Raw genomic sequence first — 22,914 nt, 5'->3', positions numbered from 1 at the left:
GCCCATTAAATAAAGCTGGAATTGTTTCTACTTTTATCGCATTTATACGTATATAAACGCTGAAATTGCGTCAGAATGCGTATATTTGCGTTTTTTTATTGAAGAGAAGTTAGCAAGCAAGAAAAATGGAAGTAGATTTGCTGAAATTCTTTGACAAAAGCTAGTTTTGATGTCGCAAAAGCTGGTTTTGATGTCGCAAAAGCTAGTTTTGATGTCGCAAAAGCTAGTTTTGATGTCGCAAAAGCTAGTTTTGGAGTTGCAAAAGTTAGTTTATGAGTCAGAAACTTAGTTTACAAGTCACAAAACTTGATTTTTGTAGCTAGGACGAAGGGTGATATTTTTATCTGGAAGCGTGGGGAATGTGGAGACTTGAGGAAAAGTGCGATCACATTAGTGCTAGTGCATTAACAGTAAGGTTTTATAGATTAAAATTCTTAAATTAGTTAAAACAGAAGTTATATATAAAATTGCTATATTACAAAATCTTTATACCTAACATCTGTTTTTTATTTATATGGATTCAAATTGAAATTAAAATAAATGTTAAATCAATAATTGAGGATAGCAAACCATATTTTCATTTATTTTTCTTAAACCGAATTTTATACTTAAGCCAAAATCACTACTTTCAAAAATATTAATTTGATCAATTCTATAAAATCCGTCTTTGAGTGAATCTCCTAAATTTAGAGAAACTAAGACAGCATCTCCAGGGCACAAATATACTTCTTTAGCGATAGGCTGTACCTTGAGATATGTTACTTCTCCTAACCAGTTTTGATGTAATCCTTCGTTTGCAAAAACATTATTTCTATTGAAAATTAGAGGTTTTTCGTACCTCAAAGATTGATACAAAAACTGATTCACATTAAAAATAGAATCTCTTAATACAATCAAGCTCCTTATAAGTTTTCCTGTATAATATGTTTTAAAATCTTCTTTATTAAATAGTTCTAATTCTAACTGACGTGGAATATCTGTGAGACTATTATTAATTATAGCTTTGCGATAATTCAAAACAACATTGAGTAAATCTTCTGGCTGTATAGAAGTTTCAATCTCACTCAAATTTTTAAGACAGTCTTGTATTACATATATCGATGGGTGATTTTTAAAATTTTCCTTCAATACGTTTAAAGTATCACTTATTAATTTTAATTCTGATTCAAACTTTACTAATTCAGATTTGTTTGAAATGTAATTATAATCGGTATATGGATTAATTGATACTTGAGCATTAGGTAATAAATTATCTAAAATACATATCATATGAGTTATATAAAGTAATAAATGATGAGCTTGCTCTAATGTGCCTAATTCTTCTAAAGACAATAACTGTATATTAGATGTTATGTAAGTATTTTGTTTTTTTTCTTTTATTGAATAGTTTGCGAGCAAATAACCTAAAAATTGTCTATTTATTTGGTTTGCAATTGTTCTAAGTGTAACTTCTCTTCCTGATTTATCTAAGTGATAAAATATATCTTGAACTTGCCTTTTAAGGGAAAAAGACTGAATTAATTTACATAAACTGTTAGTATTGTTTTGAATCGTCATCAAAAAGCTTATCCTTTGTCTCTATTTATCTCTTCTCTAAATATTGCCCTAATACGATCTTCTGAAACTGTTTTAGATAATTCTAGTGGTTCATATATTTCTTTAACAAAATAAAATTCAGTTTTATAAATAAAATTTAATATTATATTTGGTATCACTCTTTTAGTAATATTAATAAATTTTTCAATTACTCTCTTTTCTCCTGTTGAGTCGTTTCTGACAAATGGACTCCAAACTACAGGTTTATACCTAGATAAGTATCCCAGCACAAATAACCCCATATACATATACATGATAAGTGGAAGTGTTATACAATGACTAAGTTTTTCATGACATTTTCTCAGAAAAATTTGACCAAACACAGAAGATTCAGTTATAGGTTTACTCTTTATCTTTCTCCTTAAGAAGACATGGTTATATCTCACATAAGGTGATTCTAATATTGGCTTTATATATGTTTTTTCAAAATCTAATATTTTTGATAACTCTTGAAGCACATCGAAGTTCTTGAATTCATGTTTATCTATCCTTTCAACATAATCATTTTGATTCCGCACAATTTGAACCGGAATAATATACGATAAAGTGTCGTAACATTCCTCAAAATCATTCTTTAATTCTGGAATTGACCCTAAAATTTCCAACAATGTCCATTTAGATTTACTTTCATATTGTGAAATACTGATATCAGGACAAAATGTTTTACAAAATTGAAATAAACCACCCTTAATAGTTGCAAAAAATGGTGTAAACTCAAAATCACCAAGTTTTGTTAAAGCATTACTGCTATTATTGTCCAGTCTCATGCCGTGATTTTCAATATCAATTTTTTTGCCACTTACAAGCATCGACGCTGCATACATAAGATTAACAGTTCCATAGTATAAAAGTAATGGGGATGTATTTAGGGAAACCGAATTAGCAGCAGCAAAGTACTCTTGAGATTGCAAAATTGAACCAGAAATCGATTCTAAAAGCTCTTTATCATAATCTACTATTCCATTTCTAGAAAAAAATCTGTCTATATTTGAGGGATATATGAAGTTTGAGAGCATTTGCCACTGCTCATAATCTGGATCTTCTGTAAAGATTTTTTGCATAAAAATAGAGAGACTTTTAACGCTAAAGTTATGATTATAATTTAGTTATATCAAATTTTAATAGCTGTAGTAATATTTACTATAATTACAGTATAGCAACCATGCCACACTGATTTTTTAGTTTGCATTCAACTATTATAATAATGTACTCAATATTTTACACAAGGATGGAACCATGACTGATGCTCAAAATATGGTTCGCTTAAACTTAGATTTGTCACCTGAACTAAATCAGATATTAGACGAACTAGCAAATAAAATAGGCACAAGTAAAAGTGATGTTTTGCGTCAGGCTATAACGTTAATGCAAATCATGGTTATAGCTAAAGAAGAAACCAAAAAATTAGGAGTCCCAGAAGCAAATCAATTGATAGTGAATGAAATAATTGTCTCATCTGAACAGCAGCCAAAACCCAATGCATCAGAAGGTTTTTTAGAAACCTTTGGAAGCTGGGAAGATACACGCACCGCAGAAGAAATTGTTGATGAAATATATTCAAGTCGTACTGTAAGCGATCGCAATTATAGCTTGTGAATTATTTACTCGACACTGATACATGTATTTATTGGCTTAAGGGTCGCCAGCCAGTCAGAGATAAATTATTAGCAGTCGGATGGGATGAAGTATGCATTTGTGTCATCACTGCCGCTGAATTGTATTATGGTGCATACAATTCTAATCGAGTTTCAGAAAACTTAAGTAATGCGGAAGACTTTATTCAAAATTTATCCGTCTTATCTTTAACCGATCATGCTCTGAGAAAGTATGGTGAATTAAAAGCAGAACTCCGTAGAATAGGGCAAACAATTGCTGAATTTGATTTACTAATTGCTAGTGTTGCACTTGCAGAAAACTACACTTTAGTAACAAACAATACTCGTCATTATGAACGCATCAACGGATTAAAACTGGAAAACTGGACTCTGCTTTAAACACTCAACATTAGTTAGTCTCGATTATTTGGCTGTATGCCATTATAAATTAGATTATCAGCCGCGATCGCTTGAAAAGCAGTCTATAATAAGGTCATACTATTTTCCTCAATCTTAGAAGTTAATTATGCTTATAAAATTTGAAGAAATATATAGAGATATTAGTACTTTACCAGAAGAAGCTCAAATATTACTACTTGATTTTATTCAGTTACTCAAAAAGCGGTATCCTCAATCAGAATCAGAAAATCATAGTCAAGAAAAAAGTCTCTATGATAAGTTTGATGAAATTGGATTAATTGGTTGTTGTTCTGTTGACGAAAATTTATCAACAACCTATAAACAAGTATTATCTAATACATTAGATAATAAATATGAGCGTCGTTGATACAGGATTTTGGTTAGCTCTTATTGATAAAAAAGACACTCACCACGAAAGAGCAAAACAAGCTTTAAAACAATATAATGAACCTTTAATTACAACATGGTGTGTTGTAACAGAAACCTGTTATCTTTTGCTAACTCGCAAGGGAATTGACGCTGAAATTATTTTTATAAATAGTCTGCAAGAAGAATTATTTACGATTTTTAATTTAGAACTTCACCATACTGCTCGAATTATTGAATTAATGAAAAAATATGCCGATCTTCCAATGGATTTGGCTGATGCTTCCCTGGTAATTTTAGCAGAACATTTAGGCCATGGACGCATTTTTTCAGTAGATCGGCGTGACTTTAATACCTATCGCTGGAAGCAAAGTTATCCTTTTGAAAATCTCCTATTTTGAAGTAATTATAAATTTATCAGCCGCGATCGCGCAATTTCTCTTCTAAGAATAGGACGTACTTGTATGCTGTGGAGTGAAACAATTACCACAGTTCAATCCTAAATAACATCTTCTGTGCAATGGCATAAAATGGCAATTTTTGCCATAATATAGAAAACAGATTCAAAAACTAACACTTGTGAAAAGTATCAATATTTCCTTACCTGATACCATGCGAACTTATATAGAAGAACAGGTAGCTCAAGGTGGTTATAGCAGTGTTAGCGAATATTTTCGTGAATTAGTGCGACAAGACCAAAAACAGAGAGCTAAAGAACGTCTAGAAACAATGCTTCTGGAAGGGTTAAACTCTGGAAATGCAACAGACATGACTGTTCAAGATTGGGAAGATATCCGTCAAACAATCCGAGAAAGAATGAACAAACATCAAGATGCAATTTAGACGTGATGTTTGAAATAAAAAAAAGACCTCAAGTTATCCGGGACTTAATAGACTTAGCAACGTACATAGCACAAGATAACTTAAATGTTTCAGACCGCTTTTTAACAGCAGCTGAAGGAACATTTAAACAATTAGCAAAAACCCCGGCTATTGGAAAACCATGTAAATTTGTCCATCCAAATCTAGCAGAAATTCGACAAATATCTATCAAAGAATTTCAAAAATATCTCATCTTTTACCGCATCACTGAATCAGCAATTGATATTCTCCGAGTCATTCATGCTGCAAGAGACATTGAATCAATATTTAATGAAGACTTAGAACTATGACTTATTCTGCAATTATAAATTAGATTATCAGCCGCGATCGCGCAATTTCTCTTCTACCGATTGGACGTACATTTAGGAAGTATACATCGCACTGTTCACATTAATTTATCAGGCGCGATCGCATCACCTCATTCAGGTTTAAAAGTTGTAGTTGTAGGTTGGGGAGCCACTGCGTTGGACGGGTTCCCCGGCTTGAAGCAAGTGGCGTTTGAGGAACGAAACCCAACATTCCCGCCTCTGTTAGGTAACACTAAAGTTCAACCCAACCTACAGTTAAGATTTCCGTACTACGCTTTAAAACCTGCAAAGGCAGATTTTGTTTGTACTATGAAAAACTGTTTAAGCAGTTTCGCTCAGTAATCGCAGAATAAATTGAAGTGGAATTTCCACTCGCTCGGAGCGATTATTTAGTTCATTACCTAGTGCATCAATCGCTTGCTCTAAAAGATAGGCAAAAAGCAGCACATCTAGTTCTTGTGTTGTCTTGGGAAGGAAAGATTCTTGACTAGCAGTTTCTAAATAAGAATTCAAAAATCTAGTACTAACCCAGGTATACCAAAACTGTCCCCATTGTTCTATAAGGGGTAAATTTTCAGACCGGATCATTCCAGATTCTTTTTGATAGCCCAGAGCTTCGTTAACTGCGTAGTTGAAAGATAGCAGCATTCCTGCTACATCTTGTAGAGGCGATCGCTTGATGCGTCGTTCGCTAAAACTACGATCTGCTTTGCCTTCAAAATCAGGAATAATAAAGTCTTTTCCTGTGTAAAATACTTGCGATAAATGGTAGTTTCCATGATGACGAGTACGCAATGCAGTAATTTTTTGCCCGACAACTAACTGAAAGCGTTCTAAGATTTTCTCTTGGCTATTCAGAACTTCTAATGCTAATGGTTGAGTATCGGTTGGCAAGGATTTTACTCGTTCTTTTAACAACCGAAATACTTGTCCAGTTAAGTTACGTGCATTTTGATATATCGAACGTTGATAAAGTGATGAAAAAGATTCTGGAGCAAAGTCTGAGCTATCTATATTTGTAGCCAGCCCTATATGGAATTCAGCTGTGGATTTACCTAATAGCTCAACACTTTGCAAGTAAGAAGTGATAGTTGCAATTGCCAATTCTGGAATCTCAATTCTCTGTAAATCCAACAAATAACCTGATGGCAGAGGCACTTCGGTAATAGTGGCGTGTTCTGTGGTCACTAAATCAAAGTACTGTTGCAAACTATCAAGGGTGTAGTCCCAGCCATTGCGGATATCTGAAATAAACTCTTGTAATATGCCTATAGTCGTGGCTTGGGCAGTTTTATTGCTTGTTTTATTTCCACGGCGGTACTCTAAAGCACCAGCTAGGAAAACTGAGTTTTGCAAACGTTTTTTCTGGTATAGGAAACGCCTTATTTCTAAATCTGGGTGCAAACCCTCCTCGACTTTGCGGAAGAGTTTTAACAACAAGCGATCGCCATAAATTATATAAGTATTGGTTTGTTCTTCTTTATTCAGAACAGTCGGCTCATGATTGGTTAACTGTCGGCGCAATTCGGAGAATGAATCAGTAGTAGTGCCAAATAATTCTCCGGTTATCCCTTTATAAGAGTGATGATTAGCGATCGCATCATCTAGCAATGAGGTGAGAAAGTTTTTGTCTGCTAAAGCATCAAATAAAATTCCAACTTCTTGAGTATTGGGTGGAGGAGTGTCTGTTTTGCTTTGCACCCCAAGCCGTGCAATTATAGCTTGCGGCATTTCTGCTAAAAGATGTGTTGCTTGCTCACCTTCTGCATAGGCGAGAAATAACAGATAAGTTTCGTGGTTTCCCTGGGTATAGTCTACCTGCAACCAAACAATTTGAGCTATCTGCTGATTATAAGGTAAAGAAATCGCTTCAATGATTTGTACTGATTGTACAGTCTGAGTTTTGCCGCCAAACCAGCTACAGGTATAGAGATAATCCCGCAGTGTTGATTCTAGAACGCTTTTTGACTCTCGTTGCCCAATCACATTCTGCCATGAACCATTTACTAGCAGAGTTACTAAATCTGCTTGGGGTTTAGGCTCTTGAGTTGAGCTAAGTTTACGTTGTAAAGTGAACCAGTAAAACCCGTAAGGACTTAAGCTGAGGAAATAGGGCGATTCTGTAATCGGTGGAAACTCAGTGGAACCAAAAATTTCTACTGGTAGTAGCCCATTGAAAGTTGATAAATCTAACGTCACCGTTTGCACGTAATGAGATAAATTTGCTACTACCAAGACATGTTCTTCAGAGGTAATCCGACTGAAGGCAAAAACTTTGCGATTATTAGACTGTAGCAATTCAAAACGCCCTTCACCCAATGCCGCAAACCGTTTGCGAGTAGCGAGTAAACGTTTCATCCAATACCAAAGAGAATTGCTATTAGTCCGTTGTGCCTCGACGTTGAGTGCTTCGTAGTGATATTCTGAGTCAACGATCACGGGTAGATACAAGCGTTGCGGGTTGGCGCGACTAAAACCAGCGTTGCGATCGGAACTCCACTGCATAGGTGTGCGAACACCATTGCGATCGCCTAGATAAACGTTATCTCCCATGCCAATTTCATCACCGTAGTAAAGTACGGGGGTTCCTGGCAAAGATAATAGTAAACTATTGAGTAACTCAATTTGGCGGCGATCGTTACCCAAAAGCGGCGCTAATCGGCGACGGATGCCTAAATTTACCCGCATCATCGGGTCTTGTGCATAGGCCCCATACATAAAATCGCGGTCTTCATCTGTCACCATTTCTAGAGTCAGTTCGTCATGGTTGCGGAGGAACAATGCCCACTGACAGTTATCAGGAATCGATGGAGTTTGCTGAAGAATATCTACAATCGGGAAATTATCTTCCATCCGTACTGCCATAAACAAACGCGGCATTAGGGGAAAATGAAAGTTCATGTGACACTCATCTCCCGCACCGTAATACTCGGCTGCATCTTCAGGCCATTGGTTGGCCTCAGCTAATAACATCCGGTTAGGAAATTTCGCGTCGATGTGCGATCGCAACTCCTTCAAAAACGCATGGGTTTCGGGTAAGTTTTCGCAGTTCGTTCCTTGTCGTTCGTATAGATAAGGTACAGCATCCATGCGTAGTCCATCTACACCCATCTCCAACCAAAAATCTAGAACATTAAATACTGCCTCGCGCACCAAGGGATTGTCATAATTCAAATCCGGCTGATGGGAATAGAAACGATGCCAACAATAAGCTTTGGCAACTGAATCCCAAGCCCAGTTAGATGTCTCAAAATCTTGGAAGATAATTCGCGCTTCTTGGTATTTTTCAGGAGTATCACTCCAAACATAAAAATCTCGCTCCTGACTTCCTTTCGGGGCGCGACGTGCTCTTTGAAACCAAGGATGTTGGTCAGAGGTATGGTTAATAATTAACTCAATAATTACCCGAATACCGCGCTGATGAGCAGCGCTCAAAAACGCTTTAAAGTCTTCTAACGTGCCATAGATAGGATTGATACTAGTATAATCGGCAATATCGTAACCATCATCTCTGAGTGGTGAAGGAAAAAAAGGTAACAACCAAATGGCAGTAATACCTAAATCTTGTAAATAGTCTAGTTTTTCTGTCAGCCCTGGAAAATCACCAATACCATCACCATTACTGTCAGCAAATGTGCGAACACCTAATTCGTAGATAATTGCATTTTTGAACCATAATGAGTCATCTTTCAAGTTGGAGTTTGGCATTATTTTAAGAAGATATGCGATCGCATATCTAATAGAACTATATTTTTACTTGATACAATCGCTGAGATTATCAGCTTATTTATCTTACACGAGTAATGTTTACGCTTTCTTACTTAAGTAATGAAACTACCAAAGGAGCTATATTTAGTCATAAATAATCATACTAACTGCGTATATACATACAGCAGTTTTCATTTCCATGAAGTACAAAGTTACAAGTTTTGAGGCAGGAGGCAGAAGCTTTTTATATCTGATGCTCCCGTACTGCATTTTTAATTTCACTTAAAAACCAACCTGCTGTATAATTTTTATTTCCGGGTGGGAAAATGTAACAAAACTTATTGTAAACTATAGCAATCCTAAATGAAGAGCAAATTTATTATTTGCAGCATCACTGTTGCTGAGTTATATTTTGATGCTTATAATTTTCAACGAGTAGTGGAAAATTTAACTCGTGCAGAAGAATTTATTCAAAACTTACCCGTTGTACCTTTAACCGATCCTGCTCTAATAAAGTATGGTGAATTAAAGGCAGAACTTCGTAGAATAGGACAAACTATTGCTGAATTTGATTTACTAATTGCTAGTGTTGCAATTGCAGAAAATTACACTTTAGTAACAAACAATACTCGTCACTACAGCCGCATTTCTAATTTCCAATTGGAAAACTGGATTTCATCTGAAAAATATTAAGTTCTGTTACACTTTTGACTTAACTGCTTGCTGTGATGCTTGTATCTGAGGCAAACTCCAGTCGGGACGCAAGCTAGCGGCGTTGCGTAAATAAATATGATGAATTGAGGCAGAGGTTGGCAGATAAGCGTGAATTAAGAAGCGAATACAGCGCTGCAAGCTGCCTTCGACGTGCATTTGCTGCACATCCAACATAGCCACATTATCCCAACCAGGACGCGCTCTAGCGATCGCAGCTGGAAAAACTGCATCCAAATCGCGTGTCACTGAAAAAGTCACACTAATAATGTCTGTTGGCTGGAATTGATTTCGGTTTTCCAGTTCATCTAATAGTTCTGTCACCACCTCTTGGATTGTCTCAACAGTATTTTCTGAAGCGGTTGTTGCTCCGCGAATAGCCCGCATTTGCCAGTCCACGCCAAAATCCTCCTTAATTAGTCACTGGTCATTGGTCATTGGTCATTGGCCATTGGTCATTTGACTGTGAGCAAAAAAACAAAAGACTAATGACTAATGACAAACAAATATTTAGGGTCGATATAACCACAGGGGTAAACCGCTAGTAGACATTTCAAATTCGAGCCAATCAATACCGGCTCCAATTCCTGATGAAAACTGACGACTTCCTGGTATAAAGCGACTCAATAAGGGTTTACGTTCTTCTAGGGTATAGCAGAGAGTTTTTTCTGGATCGAGACCAACCAGTTCTGCTGTCCAACGACGGGCATCTTCTTCTGTGCCCAAGCGGTCTACAACACCCAAAGCTAGGGCTTGCTGTCCAGTAAAAATCCGACCATCGGCGAAACTTTTTACAGCTTCCACCGTTAAAGAACGGCCATCAGCTACCGTTTGGACAAACTGCTGATAACTTGTGTCAATCAACTCTTGCAGGATGCTTTCTTCTGGTTCGGTCAGTTGCCGATCGAAAGCCAAAATGTCTTTGTAAGGGCCAGATTTAATTACTTGGAAGGAAACACCAATCTTTTCTAGCAAGCGTTCCAAGTTATTCCCACGCAGAATCACACCAATGCTACCCGTAATTGTACCTGGGTTAGCAACGATGTGTTCGGCTCCCATACCGATGTATACTCCTCCAGAAGCCGAAATATTGCCAAAGCTAGCGACGATTTTGATTTTCTCGCGTAAACGCTTCAGGGCACTGTAGATTTCTTGAGAATCTCCGACTGTGCCGCCAGGGCTATCGATACGTAGCAATAATGCCGGAAACTTTTTTTCTTCTACAGTTTTCAGGGCTTCTAGGACGCGTTTGCGAGTAGCACTGGCGATCGCACCAGTAATTTCAATCCGCGCAATTTGTTTTCTAAACTTGGGCTTAAACGGCCAAACCATGAGCTGTCAACATACCTCGTAATAAATTCAATATAAGATCCCCAACGGTCAAACGACCTGCTTTCCTCTGTTAAGAAACATGAGCAGGCATTGCGCTCGTCAGAATTTTAAGGAAATTTTTATATTTTTCAGTGAGTTTTATTTGATATTCTCAATTAATGCTAATCAAATCCTTAAAGATTACAGCTAGCACAAAATGCCAAACTCTAGTTTAGCGTTAACCTGATGATTTAGAAAAGCTATTTTAGCTATTTTGCCAAATTAAAACTTCTCAATGCCTTGTTTTTCCGGCTTTTTGAATGATTGAAGACTGTTTTTACTCGCGTTCGCACACGTTTACTAGTTGTCAGTAATTAATCACTAATAACTAATGAATATATAAATATTTAATCAATTACTTCGACACTCAACTTAATTAATAAAAATTCATTCAGCAACACCAATCTCTATTTAGGTTAAGATCGGTTGTGCTTTCACTCTTGAAAATATCACTTTTTCCTGTCTTCTACAGCCCAATAATCTCCTGATGAAGCGATTTAACTACTCAAGAATCTATTCGTAAAATTTGATACCGATAATAGACAAACATATCAAACAGTGCGCCAACGAAACTACAGGTTAAGCTAATTACAAATAATCCGCGTAGGGGAGTTCCACTGCCGAAGGTGGCGAGAAAATGGATAATCTCAGTTGCGATCGCCTCAGTGAAATCTTGTAAGCAGGGGAAGTGACCAATGAGGGATAGAACGAGGAATCCGCCGCCAACGAAAAACATGGGAAGGACAAAACTAAAAATGATTGTGAGTAGTAGGGAGCGGAGAAAGTTAGTGAAAATAGTCATTTAAGACAAACTCCGTGAGTAGAGATGACAAAAGCAAGATAGCGGTTTGTCATTTTCTACAATACGGGCGATCGCTCCAAAGCAGCCAATCTGTCAAAAATCTTAAGTTTTCATTAAAATAAATGGCTAGCAGTTACAGCCCATGCTGGGGATATAAAAAGCGGTTGAAATCTACAAAAGCCTTGCAAAATAAAGGTTATTGCCAAGAGTATTACTTATTTATTGCTTTGCAGCACATTTAAGAATAGCTTCATTTTCTGAGAACACCTTTAATCTAAGTTAATATTTAGCCTTCTTGAGGAAGTGGAGAGCAGGGGAGCAGAGGGGCAGAGGATAATAATCAATGCCCAATGCCCGATGCCCCATTCCCCATTTCCCATTCCCCATTACCCCTTATCCCCAGAGGGGGCCCCACCTTCCCCATTCCCATGACTTCCGCTATTCTTAAGGCAGTTACCGAGTTAGCTACAGAACATTGAACCAGACTACATCCAAATCCAGTTTAGGGGAATGGAGTCAGCGGCTGCTGGCGGCGATTTTTCTGGGTGGGCAAGTACTAGTTCACCTATTGAGAGGCAAAATCCATCGGCGCAATACCTTAGAACAAATGGCAGCAGTTGGGCCAGATTCCTTATTTATTGCTTTATTGACGGCTATTTTCGTTGGTGCGGTGTTTACCATTCAGGTGGCGCGAGAATTCATTAACTTTGGTGCCGGAAACATTATCGGCGGAGTCCTTTCTGTAGCGTTGACACGAGAACTCACTCCTGTGTTAACAGCAGTGATTTTGGCCGGACGAGTCGGTTCTGCTTTTGCAGCAGAAATCGGTACCATGCGAGTCTCAGAGCAAATCGATGCCATGTTGATGTTGAGAACAGATCCAATTGATTATCTGGTTATCCCCCGCGTTCTTGCTTGCTGTTTTATGTTACCAATTTTAACCCTTCTGTCTTTAGTGACGGGGATGTTCGGAGGATTTTTAGTTGCGACAAATATCTACAATCTGTCTGATACGGTATTTCTCGACTCAGCCCGTAACTTTCTTGGCATCTGGGATATTTTTAGTGCCATGATTAAAGCTTGTTGTTTTGGCATTTTAATCGCTGTAATTGGTTGCAGTTGGGGGTTGACGACAACAGGAGGTGCCAAAGGTGTAGGACAGTCAACTACAACAGCTGTTGTGACTGCCTTGCTGATTATATTTGTTAGCAACTTCTTTCTTTCTTGGTTAATGTTTCAGGGGACTGGCAGTGCATTCATAGGGCTATAGAAGTAAGAAGTGAGGAGTTAAGAGTTATGAGTTATGAGTTAAAACTCCTCACTCCTAACTCTTAACTTCTAACTCCTGACTCCTAAAATAGGAGAGATGCCTAATAAACAAAGCAGGATTTAAGACTGTGACCAGTTCATTTGTTTCTAACTCCACATCAACTGTGGAACTCAAGCCTAGTTACAATATACCCATAGTGTTGGTGATTGCCGCGATTCCATTATTGTTGGTACAACCTTGGGTAGGCTCTGTTTTCACGCTGTTTGGTTTGTTTCTGATGTTTCAAGCGTTAACGCTGCGTTTGCAATTTACCGCTACCGACTTAGATATTTACAGAGGCGAAAAATTGATTCGACGCTTTCCGTACCAAGAATGGCAAAACTGGCGGATCTTTTGGAATAGAGTCCCCATTTTGTTTTACTTTAAAGAAATTAAAAGTATTCACTTTTTGCCGATTTTATTTGACCCCAACACCTTGAAAACTTGTTTAGAACAACGTTGTCCGCGTATTTAGTGCTGATTGCCATCTGTTCTGAGTCGTTTTGATCTAGACTCAGAACTCAGCACTCATGCTCAGGACTTTTATGGCAGGTCAATTGTAATATTTCTGAAAGCTATTTATTCGCGTCATAGGAATTACACTATTGTTTATGAACCCAGAGGCATCTCAAACCCCAGAACCAACTGATGAGCGGTTGGCAGAAAAACCAGAAGAGAACAATGCAATTGAACATCCAGTAAATCCATCAGTTGAGTCAGTGGTAGACACAGTGATAGACACAAAATCCATTAGCTCATCGGAGGACTACACAAATTTTGAGCCACTCATTTCCAGTGCAGAAGTGGTAGATTCTACAGTAGAACTAACAGAAAATTCAAATGGCGAGTTTGTAGCGCAGTTAGAAGCGGAAAATGTGGCTCTGGGGTCTGAAATAGGATCGGGAAATCATTCATTATATGTAGAAGCAGAGCAGCGGATAGCAGAGTTGCAGAGTGCTGAAGCATCTCTTAAGGAAGAAATAGCCAAGCTGCAAGCTTTTTATGAAAACCTGCAAGCACAGGTGAGTGAAACTCAAACCTCACTGGGACGAATTGTACAAGAGTCACTTTTGCAGTTAGAACAACGCAAACAAACGCTGCAAATTTCTGTAGAACAACTAGAACGCCGTCAAGAACGTATCCGCAACGAGATGCGAACCACTTTTGCCGGTGCATCCCAAGACTTGGCAATTCGGGTGCAGGGTTTTAAAGACTATCTCACGGGTAGTTTACAGGATTTGGCCTCTGCCGCCGAGCAGTTGCAACTAACGCCAAGTGTGGTGGAACGAGAAAAACCATCTGTAAAAGAGGCTAAACCAGCTGAACCCCAACCTGGAATACCCCAATTTGCCCAACAGCAGTTTCAAGATACGACAAAGCAAATTCGCCGCCTCATTGACCAATACCGCAATAAACCAGATTACTACGGCCCACCGTGGCAACTACGCCGTACCTTTGAACCAATCCACGCTGAACGAATCTCCAATTGGTTTTTTACCCAAGGAGGAAGGGGTGGTTTGCGGACAATGGGTAGCCGCTTACAAAATATTCTGATTGCCTCAGCTGCTATTTCGATATTACACAAGCTCTATGGCGATCGCGTCCGTACTTTAGTCTTAGCTAATACACCGGAGCGATTAGGTGAATGGCGGCGCGGCTTGCAAGACTGTCTAGGAATCGGTCGCCCAGATTTTGGCCCAGACCGGGGTGTGGTATTATTTGAGGCATCTGACGCTCTGGCTCAAAAAGCAGACCGATTGACGAAAGCCAATCAATTGCCTTTAATTATCATTGACGATTCCGAAGAACAAATCAGTTTGTCACTGTTGCAATTTCCCCTATGGTTAGCCTTTGCCCCTGACCCCAAAATAGTGAGAAACTATGATGATGACTTTTAAATGAGTCATTGGGCATTGGGCATTGGGGAGGCAGTGTGGTCAACTCCTGCGGGGAGACGCCAAGGGCGATGGGGTCTCCCCAAGTGGAGCAACTGCCGTCATTGGTCATTGGTCAAGAGTAATACCTCTTGACTTTTTTAAATTTTGTTAGCGTAGCGTTAGCGAGTCTTCGAGCGTCATTTTGAATTTTATTATGGCTATTTGGTTAACTCTATGCGGAGCAATTGCGATCGTAGCTTACCTGCTGGGTTCTTTTCCCACTGGCTACATTGCTGTGAAGCAGTTAAAAGGTATTGATATTCGGCAAGTTGGTTCGGGTTCCACTGGCGCAACTAATGTACTAAGAACCTTGGGCAAAGGGCCAGGAGCATTGGTTTTAGTACTTGATTCCTTAAAGGGAGTATTAGCGATCGCTCTAGTTTATTGGTTGTTCAACTTTGAACCAATTCAAAATTATATCCCTCAAACAGTAGATGCACAACTGTGGCAACCGTGGTTAGTAACAATATCTGGGTTAGCTGCCATCCTGGGACATAGTAAATCAATTTTTTTAGGCTTTACTGGTGGTAAATCCGTTGCTATCAGTTTGGGGATTTTATTGGCAATGAGTTGGCAGGTAGGTTTAGCAACAGCGGGTGTGTTTGCCGTCGTTGTGGCAATATCGCGGATTGTTTCTTTAAGTTCAATTGCAGGTGCGATCGCAGTTTCCATTTTCATGGTACTTTTGCATCAACCTTTACCCTATATTCTGTTTGGGATTGCCGGTGGGTTGTATGTGATTTTGCGTCATCGCGCTAATATTGAACGACTGTTTGCGGGAACGGAGCCAAAAATTGGACAACCTGTAGCGACAGAACCCGAACAAACTGCATGATAGGTAAGCGGAAGCCAAACTTAAAACTCTTCTCTCACAAGGGGAGAGCTTCTTCCAAAATTACTGTATTTACGTTTTAGAATTACGAACGAACGTTGCCTTTAATCAAACGGTGGAAAAGGCGACAAGGCCACAAAAAAGCTCCACAAATGCTGACTGAGGCGATAGCGGCCACAACTCGCCAACTTGAATTAGAGCTACTGTCAGACTCTGAAGGATGAGCTTGTGTGTTTTTAGCTAGTTCTGGTATTGAATGAGATAGCTGACTGGCTGTACTCACCCCTTCAATCGCTGCTCCAATTAGATAAGCTACTAGGGCAATTACTAGCCAGTTATTCATAATATTCCACTGTTTGAACTCTGAGCGTATGCTTGGCAGCGAGCAATAATTTGATTGATTTTTCGGACTAATGATTGCCGCCTTGTTCTAAAGATAATCGACCCTCAGCTGTATCACGAATTAGGGGCAGTTTAGATTTTATATAAGTATTGAGGGTGCTATCTGCCTGGGAATCAAGCCCCTGCTTCGCTTTTAACTGCTGGAGAAGCAATTGTACTAAAGCAGCATCGTCAAACTGGAGCAGGGTGTTGACCTGGGTAGACTCGATTACAGCCCAAAGCTGTTGCATCATTTTCGCTGTCACCATGAGTCTGTAACCTCTTAAGCTTTTCTTTATATTTACACGGATTTGGAATTTGTGGTTAGTTTTTGTCTGAAGATTTATAAAGATGTAGGCTAAAAAAGCCTGAGTCAGTTAAATCTGTGAAGTTATAGCCTTTTTCAATTGATTGCACTAGAGTAGTAACCCACGCTTTATCTTAACCGTGCTATGTAAAGAAAAAAAACTGTCCAAAGACTTAAATCTTCCCTAACCCTTTTTTATCGGCAGGGAATTATGGCAAGGCTTTCGATCGGCTACAATGCAGACATACGTAAGCATGAACACTTTTTGTCGAGGCGAAACTTCTGTGGCTATCGGGTAATTTTACTAGAACTTTATTGTAAAACTCTCGAACAAGCTCCTTCCTGACCAGAAGGATCGGGAAAAATTGCTAAGGTGTGATATTCAGGATTATCTGTTTTATATATCACTTTAAAAGTATACAACTTGTTTTTACCTTGCGCTTCGGTAACAACTGTTAAAAGTGTATTGCTGGTGGGAGGAAGTCCAGGTATGTCCAGTTTTTGAATTCGTCTGAGTTGAATTACATTTGCTGCGGAGTTTTTACAATCTCCTGAATTACTATTAGCTTCTTGACCAAACTGCATACATACTGGCCCATCAAAATCCATCGTTACCTGTGATGGGTCATTTAACCAAACTTTTTTAATTACTTCTCCAGCCGGAATAAAACTTAAGTTTGTTCCTTGTTGATACCAGACATCAACCGTAGGCACTAGTCCACCTAAACCTTGTGCTTGGCAGGAAAAGATGGAACGCAGAACGGCGTTATTAGCTACAGCGCGACCTACTAATAAAAACATAGCAACCGAGAAAGTTAAGGAAGCTATAGGTAGGAAATAAGAATGTTTTGGGTTATTTCCTGACAAATTAATATTCTTTTTCATGGTTGCAAATATCTAAAATTGATATAAATATTACCCCTTAAAACTGAGTTGGTTGATTAACATATATTTCAATATTTGTGCCTGCTGGCAAAAACCAAACACCACCTTGTTGAGACATTTGGGCGATCGCCTGTTGATTGCGTTGGGCAATTTGGGGAACTACAGAGTTCATACCACCTTCTGCAACCCCAGCTAAAAGGTTGCGTCTGTTCTCAGTAATAGTAGTATAACCAGTAACGTAGCCGTTGTTGCCGTTGTTGCCGTTGTTGCCGTTGTTGTCGTTCTCGATAGGATTGCCGTTAGAGTCGATGTTGCTGAGGTTACCGCCATATAAAGGCAGAACTCTGGTATCAGGGCGATTTATTAACTCTGCTGCTTTAGCAATACCTCCCAAAACGAATAGTCCTGCATCCATCGAGGCTATAGACGAACTTTGACCGGGATATTTATTTGCGATTAAAGGTTTACCTTCGGTACCGCGAAGAATAATTGCATTGTTGGGTAAGCTTCGTTCTGTGGGGTTGCCATTATTTTGCGAGATAACTTTGACTACGTTCATCTGCAAAAGGCCTTGTTCGGAAAGCGAACCAATTTCAGCTAGGAATTCGGTGTTTGCGGGTAGAGCGATCGCACCATCGGTAGATTTTAGTGGTTCTTTCAATCGGATCACAAATACGTTTTTCGCTTCATCTGCATCACCACCACCACCTGATTTATTAGTAGTTTCTCCAAATATTGCTGTCGCTAACACAGCTTTAGCACTACTCCCAACTGCTACAGATTTCTCTCCCTGTGGTTGAGCTTGACTTACCGCAGAATTTTCCGGTTGTGAGGTTTGTGGGGTTTGCTCAGGATTGGGGTTTGGTGTTTCTTGCTGCTGCGGCTGCGCATTGTTTGCAGGTTCCAAAGTAGCTATGTTACTAGTAGGTTGATTGCTAGGAGTGACTTGACCGTAGCTACCTAACTTTGCTAACCTTGCCCACTCTGCAAATGGGCTTGGTGGAGATGGTGGAGTTACATTAACTATCGGTTGAGTATTTGGCTTCACAACTGGTGGCTGGGGCGATCGCGAAGGTTGAGAAGCAGGTACTCTAATGATGCGCTCAACTGTAACTGTCCGAGGTACGTAAGCTGTTGGTGGGGGTGTTGGGATCGCTTTCTGTCTAACTGACGGTTGTTGTAAGGCTACTGTCGGCGTTGATTTAGCAATTCTGAGCTGTTGTTGGGCATCTTTCACCATCTGTGCTTGTTCAGTCAGAGCTAATTTCGTTTTGAGAGTATCTACTTGGGCTTCCATCTGTTGAGATATGGATTCATCAGTAGGCTGCTCTTGCACTGGTGGAGAAACAATAGTTTTTGGCTTTTGATTGCTACCACTCATCAACTGAGACAAAAACACACCACCCACCAAAACGATCGCTAAGGTAGCAGCCCCTACCAAGCCTAACTTGGCAAAGGGATTAGATGAGAGTGCTTGCTTAGTTTGAACTTCTTGTGGTTGAGATAGCGGCTCTGGCGGCGTTGCAGAGTCTTCCGATCCCTCGGTGTCACTAGAAGATTCTTCTTCAAAACCGACCAACCTTGACATCCGCGATTCCCAATCTCCAGATTCTACTTCTGGTTGGCGATCGTCGGTAGTTAAAGTAAATCCATTTTGAGGAGGTGTTTCGGCAGGAATTGAGTATCGGGTCATGGTAGAGCCTAGTTTGGATTTCCAGAACAATTATTATCTTTAATTTCACATATATTATAAATTTCTAATCTGGCTTCTCCAAGGCGGTAAGCTGCAAACTGCGAAGGTAGTGCTGCATTTGGTAGTGAAGTTACAGGTCGATCTATTGCTCTAACTAAAATTTGTTTATTAAAGGAAACTGACTTCCCTAATTTATCATAACTGTTAAAAATTAATTGATTTGCAAGTATCTCTACTTTCCACTTTCCATTACTTATTTCTTGAGGTTGAGAAACTTTTTGGATTACTAAGACATTCTCTGCACCTCTATTAACATTTTCAAATTGGCTATCTGGATTTAAATTAGTAATTTCTGACTTAAGTTTTTCTTTAAAATCATCAGCTACCAGTTGTGAGGTAATTTCCCAGACTTGTGTTGGCGGCTGTTGTTGTGACCAGGTAAGCATTAAACTCATAGTTTCACCCACAAAACGCCGAATCGTCTCTGGTTGCCGCTCTAAATTGGGTTGGGGGTCTACCGTTATCGCATGACCATCAACAAGTTGTACTAAACTTTGAGGTGTGAGTTGTCGGCCTAACTGTTGTAACATAGACCAGTGAAATATTAGTAACAGCAAGGTAAATAGATGTAAACCAAATGTTCCTACTGCCAATAGGGGTAAAGGGCTATTTTTTTTATTATTTTCTGGTTTGAGTAATTGCATTAATAATCGTTCGTAGAATTATAATACTGAACTTTTTTTTACGTCAGAAATTGATTATCTGATAAAACTATCAGATGTTTGTCCAGTTCCGCATTGTTGTGATTGATTTTTGTTCGGGTTGTAGTCATCTAGCAAACATAAATTCCGAATTTCATAAATTTCTAGTTTATCAGCACGGACACTATAAATTGCTTTTTGCAAGTCGGTACTATTGTCAGCTTGGGGATTAGCAAAATAATCTGATGCACGTACAAGGAAATCTTTATTAAAAGGAGTTATAAGTTTTGCACCACCAACTCGATTTTTTTGAACTAAGTCGGCTACCATACCCACTTGCCATTTTCCTGGTGCAATTTGTTTTGGCGGATAAACTCTCTTAATTACTAGTTGTGAAGTCATCGCTTGGTTGGGATTTTCTGAGAAAACTTCTGGCGGTGTCATTTCTGCAACTGTGCTTAAGAAACCTTTGCGAAAGTCTTCTGATAAGGCAAAACTAGCTACCCAAGTACTGGTAGTAATTTTTTGGCTACCACCTTGAGGTGTGTTAATCAGTATTCCTAAATCTGGTTTGGGGCTTGCGACTTCTTCAATATTTTGTGGTGGTAAGGTTCCAGACCAACTAAACATTGAGATCATCGTTTTGCTGATAAATTGGCGAATTGCTTCTGGTTCTCTTGCTAAATCATCAATATTAGCTACTGGTTTACCATTGATTAATTGCACAAAGTTAGGAGGTTTTCTCAAACTGAGTTGGCGAATATTTAGCCCTTGTAATAAAAATAAAAATAAAACTAATATATGTAAACTGAAGGTTGCGATCGCAAAAAACGTCAAAACACTTGCTGTTTTTTGTCTTTTTTCTAGTAAACGCACCATTTCCTCACCTCCTACTGCAAAAACTTCAGCTATTATATATGATGTTTTGCATATACTTACTAGTTACAACACCTGTAACTAGTTTATTAATTTTGAATTTTGAATTTTGAATTTTGAATTTTGAATTTACTATATCCTCTCTTTAACTAAAGAAGCCGTACTGTTAATTGCGCTGAAGACTGCAAAACCACCAGCAGCAGCCACAATTAAAGATAAAATTGGTGCTAAAATTCCCAGAAAAATTATGAACCACATTAAATCTGGATCGACATTAGCATTTTGACCTGGGCCATTGACAATCACTGCAGCAGTTAGCACAGCGATAATATTGAAGGAAATTTTGGCGATTCCAATAGATAGAAATCCAGTCAGCCATGCAAAAATAGGTTTGCCAGCTACAGGTAGCAAAGATCCACCTACAGCTATTGGCCCTAAAGCTGCTATTAACAACATAGTAGCTTCTATTAAATTTTGAAAGGCATATTGTAAGGAAACTAAAAAGTTTTTGATGCTGGTTTGCACTGTAGAACCTAACAGAGAATTAAAAGAGGTTTCTGATACAATGCCAGTGCCATATCTAATATTATCTATCTTAGTTTGTAGTCTATTTATCCAGCTTTTATTTCCATAAATCTCTCTGTATTTCTGCCAGAGAACGTTAACTTTTTCAGCAGCTTTGACAAAACATTGACTTTGTTGTTCGCCAGTTAACGATTGGCAAGGACGTAGTAAAGAACCAGCTACTTCTTCAGCAACACTCATATTCAGTGCTTGCTGATATATATTATCTGCATCTGCTGAAACCACTACTTGCTGATTCACACCGTTTAAAAAATTTCGCACTCCTAGCGTCAAATTAGACAGTATACTTCCATTGCCTGAATTACTTAAAAGTACTACCACAATAAAAGGCCAAATTAAAGCTGATATGGGACGGGTATATTCGTAGGATATTAAGTCTTTGAGGAATTGTATCATAAAAAATAACAACGTTCCTACAGCGAAAAAAATACCCAGATTTGTCAGCGCTCCATACAAGTTATTACTGGTGTTATTTTGTAATAAATCCAGCCATTGTTTGTCCCAACCTTCGGCAATACTTTGGGAAGTTGCAGCACCATTATCGATAACCTGATCGATGCCTACTTGGGCAAAAATTAGTTTAATAGCAAGTTGCATTTTGAGTTTCTGGGCTATTTTCTGAGATTTTGCTAGGTGGGTTAGGAAAATAACCCACCCTTGCTAAACTGTTTTTTAGATTTACTATTGGTTTATCAAAATTTCAAGTATTTTAAAAATGGTCTAAAAGATTAGAGTTTTTTTCTCTTCAAATCCAAATTATTAACGTTTCTGCCAAACAAATCTAGTTGGGAAGTCGCTCGTAAAAGTCGCGCTGCTTCTGTAGATGTTTCTACTCTCCGAGCGCGATTTGCCTCTTCCGCCTGCTGAGAAATGTTTGCCAAATTTAAGTTTGAATATTGTAAAGCCTGATTATTTTGTAATGTCTGACCAAATGTTTCCGCTACAATTTTTATTTGTTCTTGTTGAATTTTCATCATTTGCAACTGACTAGCACCCAGCAATTCTGCCAATCCAGAAATAGCATTTGCTGCTACATTTGCTGATGCACTTGCTGCTGGATTGGCGCCTTGTACTACCGGAGTAATATTAGACTGAATTTTACCGATTAATGCATTATTGCTACCCTCAAAATCCTGGGCAAATCCCTCAATCTCTTCCAGACTTTTCTCTGTATTTTCTAACTTCGTTTTTGTCCGAATTTGTCCATTTTTACCAAGAACACCTACCGCTACTCCACGGGTAATTATACGATTAAGTTCATTACTAACTAAATTTCCCCGTACTGCTGCATTATTCTCAAAGCGACTTGATTTAGCATCTGAATTATAAGAGTAGTTAATTGAATCATCACGAATTTTTTGTCCTGCAGCAACGGGGTTAGGTATCTTCAAATCTCCCTTGGCACTGTCAATAGCAATTTGACTCTGGCCTTGTTCTAAAGGATTTAAGGTATTTTTCAAATTATTATGTTGAAAGTAATCTTGCATATCTTGGGAATATGATTGAAAGTCACTCCAAACCTGGCCTAATCCGCCCGTCTGAATTTGTGCAACTGCTGGTAATATTGCCAGAGATAGCAAGGTAAAAGTAAAAATGGTAGTTTTTTGCATACATCTGTGCCTGAAAAAGGTAGACTACATTATATAGTG

General features: G+C 38.7%; 27 protein-coding genes. 12 read left to right on the top strand and 15 right to left on the bottom strand.

Annotated features, from left to right (window positions below; genetic code table 11):
* The first annotated feature begins 150 nt into the window (after positions 1-150).
* Positions 151-276: a hypothetical protein gene (locus tag RMY32_RS06595; protein WP_322714691.1), complete on the top strand. Its 126-nt coding sequence runs from the start codon at positions 151-153 to the stop codon at positions 274-276.
* Between the two features lie 267 nt (positions 277-543).
* Here RMY32_RS06595 and RMY32_RS06590 read toward each other — a convergent pair whose 3' ends face one another.
* Positions 544-1,557 carry a hypothetical protein gene (locus tag RMY32_RS06590; protein ID WP_322714690.1) on the bottom strand — a complete coding sequence of 338 codons (1,014 nt, stop codon included), beginning with the start codon at positions 1,555-1,557 and terminating at the stop codon, positions 544-546.
* 8 nt (positions 1,558-1,565) lie between these two features.
* A complete protein-coding gene (locus RMY32_RS06585; protein ID WP_322714689.1) occupies positions 1,566-2,657 on the bottom strand; it encodes a YaaC family protein in 1,092 nt (363 codons plus the stop codon).
* A gap of 175 nt (positions 2,658-2,832) precedes the next feature.
* On the opposite strand from RMY32_RS06585, the gene RMY32_RS06580 reads away from it, so the two are divergent.
* From RMY32_RS06580 to RMY32_RS06555, 6 genes are all read left to right on the top strand, one after another.
* Positions 2,833-3,192, top strand: coding sequence for a CopG family transcriptional regulator (locus RMY32_RS06580; protein WP_322714688.1), 360 nt, complete (start codon positions 2,833-2,835; stop codon positions 3,190-3,192).
* A complete protein-coding gene (locus tag RMY32_RS06575; RefSeq protein ID WP_322714687.1) occupies positions 3,189-3,590 on the top strand; it encodes a type II toxin-antitoxin system VapC family toxin in 402 nt (133 codons plus the stop codon). Before RMY32_RS06580 ends, RMY32_RS06575 begins: the two co-directional genes overlap by 4 nt.
* Positions 3,591-3,717: 127 nt before the next feature.
* Positions 3,718-3,978 (top strand): DUF2281 domain-containing protein, encoded by a 261-nt coding sequence (locus RMY32_RS06570; protein ID WP_322714686.1) that lies wholly within the window; start codon positions 3,718-3,720, stop codon positions 3,976-3,978.
* On the top strand, positions 3,965-4,378 hold the full coding sequence (locus tag RMY32_RS06565; protein ID WP_322714685.1) for a type II toxin-antitoxin system VapC family toxin: 414 nt from the start codon (positions 3,965-3,967) through the stop codon (positions 4,376-4,378). Before RMY32_RS06570 ends, RMY32_RS06565 begins: the two co-directional genes overlap by 14 nt.
* A gap of 178 nt (positions 4,379-4,556) precedes the next feature.
* On the top strand, positions 4,557-4,820 hold the full coding sequence (locus RMY32_RS06560) for a type II toxin-antitoxin system ParD family antitoxin (RefSeq protein ID WP_322714684.1): 264 nt from the start codon (positions 4,557-4,559) through the stop codon (positions 4,818-4,820).
* Between the two features lie 5 nt (positions 4,821-4,825).
* The gene (locus tag RMY32_RS06555; RefSeq protein ID WP_322714733.1) at positions 4,826-5,149 is read left to right on the top strand and encodes a type II toxin-antitoxin system RelE/ParE family toxin; all 324 of its coding nucleotides are present in this window, start codon (positions 4,826-4,828) and stop codon (positions 5,147-5,149) included.
* 100 nt (positions 5,150-5,249) lie between these two features.
* Here the strand turns inward: RMY32_RS06555 and RMY32_RS06550 are convergent, their stop codons facing one another.
* Together RMY32_RS06550 and treS are read right to left on the bottom strand one after the other, a co-directional pair.
* A complete protein-coding gene (locus RMY32_RS06550; RefSeq protein WP_322714683.1) occupies positions 5,250-5,378 on the bottom strand; it encodes a hypothetical protein in 129 nt (42 codons plus the stop codon).
* A gap of 110 nt (positions 5,379-5,488) precedes the next feature.
* The gene (gene treS / locus RMY32_RS06545) at positions 5,489-8,875 is read right to left on the bottom strand and encodes a maltose alpha-D-glucosyltransferase (protein ID WP_322714682.1); all 3,387 of its coding nucleotides are present in this window, start codon (positions 8,873-8,875) and stop codon (positions 5,489-5,491) included.
* A gap of 363 nt (positions 8,876-9,238) precedes the next feature.
* Between treS and RMY32_RS06540 the strand changes: the two genes are divergently transcribed.
* The gene (locus RMY32_RS06540) at positions 9,239-9,568 is read left to right on the top strand and encodes a PIN domain-containing protein (protein WP_322714681.1); all 330 of its coding nucleotides are present in this window, start codon (positions 9,239-9,241) and stop codon (positions 9,566-9,568) included.
* A gap of 6 nt (positions 9,569-9,574) precedes the next feature.
* On the opposite strand, the gene aroH is transcribed toward RMY32_RS06540, so the two are convergent.
* The 3 genes from aroH to RMY32_RS06525 form a co-directional block, all read right to left on the bottom strand.
* Entirely contained in the window at positions 9,575-9,985 is a 411-nt protein-coding gene (aroH, locus tag RMY32_RS06535; RefSeq protein ID WP_322714680.1) for a chorismate mutase, read from the bottom strand.
* A gap of 111 nt (positions 9,986-10,096) precedes the next feature.
* The gene (sppA, locus tag RMY32_RS06530; protein WP_322694031.1) at positions 10,097-10,918 is read right to left on the bottom strand and encodes a signal peptide peptidase SppA; all 822 of its coding nucleotides are present in this window, start codon (positions 10,916-10,918) and stop codon (positions 10,097-10,099) included.
* 544 nt (positions 10,919-11,462) lie between these two features.
* A complete protein-coding gene (locus RMY32_RS06525) occupies positions 11,463-11,759 on the bottom strand; it encodes a hypothetical protein (protein WP_322714679.1) in 297 nt (98 codons plus the stop codon).
* A gap of 475 nt (positions 11,760-12,234) precedes the next feature.
* Between RMY32_RS06525 and RMY32_RS06520 the strand changes: the two genes are divergently transcribed.
* From RMY32_RS06520 to plsY, 4 genes are all read left to right on the top strand, one after another.
* A complete protein-coding gene (locus RMY32_RS06520; RefSeq protein WP_322667978.1) occupies positions 12,235-13,029 on the top strand; it encodes an MlaE family lipid ABC transporter permease subunit in 795 nt (264 codons plus the stop codon).
* Positions 13,030-13,156: 127 nt separating this feature from the next.
* Positions 13,157-13,543: a DUF3119 family protein gene (locus RMY32_RS06515; protein ID WP_194043054.1), complete on the top strand. Its 387-nt coding sequence runs from the start codon at positions 13,157-13,159 to the stop codon at positions 13,541-13,543.
* A gap of 136 nt (positions 13,544-13,679) precedes the next feature.
* Positions 13,680-14,966, top strand: coding sequence for a DUF3086 domain-containing protein (locus RMY32_RS06510; protein WP_322714678.1), 1,287 nt, complete (start codon positions 13,680-13,682; stop codon positions 14,964-14,966).
* Positions 14,967-15,159: 193 nt separating this feature from the next.
* Positions 15,160-15,840 carry a glycerol-3-phosphate 1-O-acyltransferase PlsY gene (plsY, locus tag RMY32_RS06505; RefSeq protein ID WP_322714677.1) on the top strand — a complete coding sequence of 227 codons (681 nt, stop codon included), beginning with the start codon at positions 15,160-15,162 and terminating at the stop codon, positions 15,838-15,840.
* An 82-nt stretch (positions 15,841-15,922) separates the two neighbouring features.
* Here the strand turns inward: plsY and RMY32_RS06500 are convergent, their stop codons facing one another.
* The 8 genes from RMY32_RS06500 to RMY32_RS06465 form a co-directional block, all read right to left on the bottom strand.
* Positions 15,923-16,180, bottom strand: a complete 258-nt coding sequence (locus RMY32_RS06500) for a hypothetical protein (RefSeq protein ID WP_322714676.1) — start codon at positions 16,178-16,180, stop codon at positions 15,923-15,925.
* A 67-nt stretch (positions 16,181-16,247) separates the two neighbouring features.
* A complete protein-coding gene (locus RMY32_RS06495; protein WP_322714675.1) occupies positions 16,248-16,487 on the bottom strand; it encodes a hypothetical protein in 240 nt (79 codons plus the stop codon).
* A 350-nt stretch (positions 16,488-16,837) separates the two neighbouring features.
* Positions 16,838-17,410 carry a hypothetical protein gene (locus RMY32_RS06490; RefSeq protein WP_322714674.1) on the bottom strand — a complete coding sequence of 191 codons (573 nt, stop codon included), beginning with the start codon at positions 17,408-17,410 and terminating at the stop codon, positions 16,838-16,840.
* A 37-nt stretch (positions 17,411-17,447) separates the two neighbouring features.
* Positions 17,448-19,103, bottom strand: a complete 1,656-nt coding sequence (locus tag RMY32_RS06485; RefSeq protein ID WP_322714673.1) for a TrbI/VirB10 family protein — start codon at positions 19,101-19,103, stop codon at positions 17,448-17,450.
* Between the two features lie 8 nt (positions 19,104-19,111).
* On the bottom strand, positions 19,112-19,807 hold the full coding sequence (locus RMY32_RS06480; protein WP_322714672.1) for a hypothetical protein: 696 nt from the start codon (positions 19,805-19,807) through the stop codon (positions 19,112-19,114).
* Between the two features lie 54 nt (positions 19,808-19,861).
* Positions 19,862-20,683, bottom strand: a complete 822-nt coding sequence (locus tag RMY32_RS06475; RefSeq protein ID WP_322714671.1) for a hypothetical protein — start codon at positions 20,681-20,683, stop codon at positions 19,862-19,864.
* A 129-nt stretch (positions 20,684-20,812) separates the two neighbouring features.
* The gene (locus RMY32_RS06470) at positions 20,813-21,862 is read right to left on the bottom strand and encodes a hypothetical protein (protein ID WP_322714670.1); all 1,050 of its coding nucleotides are present in this window, start codon (positions 21,860-21,862) and stop codon (positions 20,813-20,815) included.
* 131 nt (positions 21,863-21,993) lie between these two features.
* A complete protein-coding gene (locus RMY32_RS06465) occupies positions 21,994-22,875 on the bottom strand; it encodes a hypothetical protein (protein ID WP_322714669.1) in 882 nt (293 codons plus the stop codon).
* Between the last annotated feature and the right edge of the window lie 39 nt (positions 22,876-22,914).

Source organism: Nostoc sp. ChiSLP03a, from assembly GCF_034531215.2.
In the GTDB taxonomy this organism is placed as follows: domain Bacteria; phylum Cyanobacteriota; class Cyanobacteriia; order Cyanobacteriales; family Nostocaceae; genus Nostoc.
Note: the sequence above shows the minus strand (reverse complement) of the source record. Positions and strands in the feature narration are given on the sequence as shown.

What these genes read in the sequence shown, in the direction of transcription:
- RMY32_RS06590 (WP_322714690.1), bottom strand. Translation starts at nt 1,557, where the DNA reads ATGACGATTCAAAACAATACTAACAGTTTATGTAAATTAATTCAGTCT.
- RMY32_RS06585 (WP_322714689.1), bottom strand. Translation starts at nt 2,657, where the DNA reads ATGCAAAAAATCTTTACAGAAGATCCAGATTATGAGCAGTGGCAAATG.
- RMY32_RS06580 (WP_322714688.1), top strand. Translation starts at nt 2,833, where the DNA reads ATGACTGATGCTCAAAATATGGTTCGCTTAAACTTAGATTTGTCACCT.
- RMY32_RS06570 (WP_322714686.1), top strand. Translation starts at nt 3,718, where the DNA reads ATGCTTATAAAATTTGAAGAAATATATAGAGATATTAGTACTTTACCA.
- RMY32_RS06565 (WP_322714685.1), top strand. Translation starts at nt 3,965, where the DNA reads ATGAGCGTCGTTGATACAGGATTTTGGTTAGCTCTTATTGATAAAAAA.
- RMY32_RS06555 (WP_322714733.1), top strand. Translation starts at nt 4,826, where the DNA reads ATGTTTGAAATAAAAAAAAGACCTCAAGTTATCCGGGACTTAATAGAC.
- RMY32_RS06550 (WP_322714683.1), bottom strand. Translation starts at nt 5,378, where the DNA reads ATGTTGGGTTTCGTTCCTCAAACGCCACTTGCTTCAAGCCGGGGAACC.
- treS (WP_322714682.1), bottom strand. Translation starts at nt 8,875, where the DNA reads ATGCCAAACTCCAACTTGAAAGATGACTCATTATGGTTCAAAAATGCA.
- RMY32_RS06540 (WP_322714681.1), top strand. Translation starts at nt 9,239, where the DNA reads ATGAAGAGCAAATTTATTATTTGCAGCATCACTGTTGCTGAGTTATAT.
- sppA (WP_322694031.1), bottom strand. Translation starts at nt 10,918, where the DNA reads ATGGTTTGGCCGTTTAAGCCCAAGTTTAGAAAACAAATTGCGCGGATT.
- RMY32_RS06525 (WP_322714679.1), bottom strand. Translation starts at nt 11,759, where the DNA reads ATGACTATTTTCACTAACTTTCTCCGCTCCCTACTACTCACAATCATT.
- RMY32_RS06510 (WP_322714678.1), top strand. Translation starts at nt 13,680, where the DNA reads ATGAACCCAGAGGCATCTCAAACCCCAGAACCAACTGATGAGCGGTTG.
- plsY (WP_322714677.1), top strand. Translation starts at nt 15,160, where the DNA reads ATGGCTATTTGGTTAACTCTATGCGGAGCAATTGCGATCGTAGCTTAC.
- RMY32_RS06500 (WP_322714676.1), bottom strand. Translation starts at nt 16,180, where the DNA reads ATGAATAACTGGCTAGTAATTGCCCTAGTAGCTTATCTAATTGGAGCA.
- RMY32_RS06495 (WP_322714675.1), bottom strand. Translation starts at nt 16,487, where the DNA reads ATGGTGACAGCGAAAATGATGCAACAGCTTTGGGCTGTAATCGAGTCT.
- RMY32_RS06490 (WP_322714674.1), bottom strand. Translation starts at nt 17,410, where the DNA reads ATGAAAAAGAATATTAATTTGTCAGGAAATAACCCAAAACATTCTTAT.
- RMY32_RS06485 (WP_322714673.1), bottom strand. Translation starts at nt 19,103, where the DNA reads ATGACCCGATACTCAATTCCTGCCGAAACACCTCCTCAAAATGGATTT.
- RMY32_RS06480 (WP_322714672.1), bottom strand. Translation starts at nt 19,807, where the DNA reads ATGCAATTACTCAAACCAGAAAATAATAAAAAAAATAGCCCTTTACCC.
- RMY32_RS06475 (WP_322714671.1), bottom strand. Translation starts at nt 20,683, where the DNA reads ATGGTGCGTTTACTAGAAAAAAGACAAAAAACAGCAAGTGTTTTGACG.
- RMY32_RS06470 (WP_322714670.1), bottom strand. Translation starts at nt 21,862, where the DNA reads ATGCAACTTGCTATTAAACTAATTTTTGCCCAAGTAGGCATCGATCAG.
- RMY32_RS06465 (WP_322714669.1), bottom strand. Translation starts at nt 22,875, where the DNA reads ATGCAAAAAACTACCATTTTTACTTTTACCTTGCTATCTCTGGCAATA.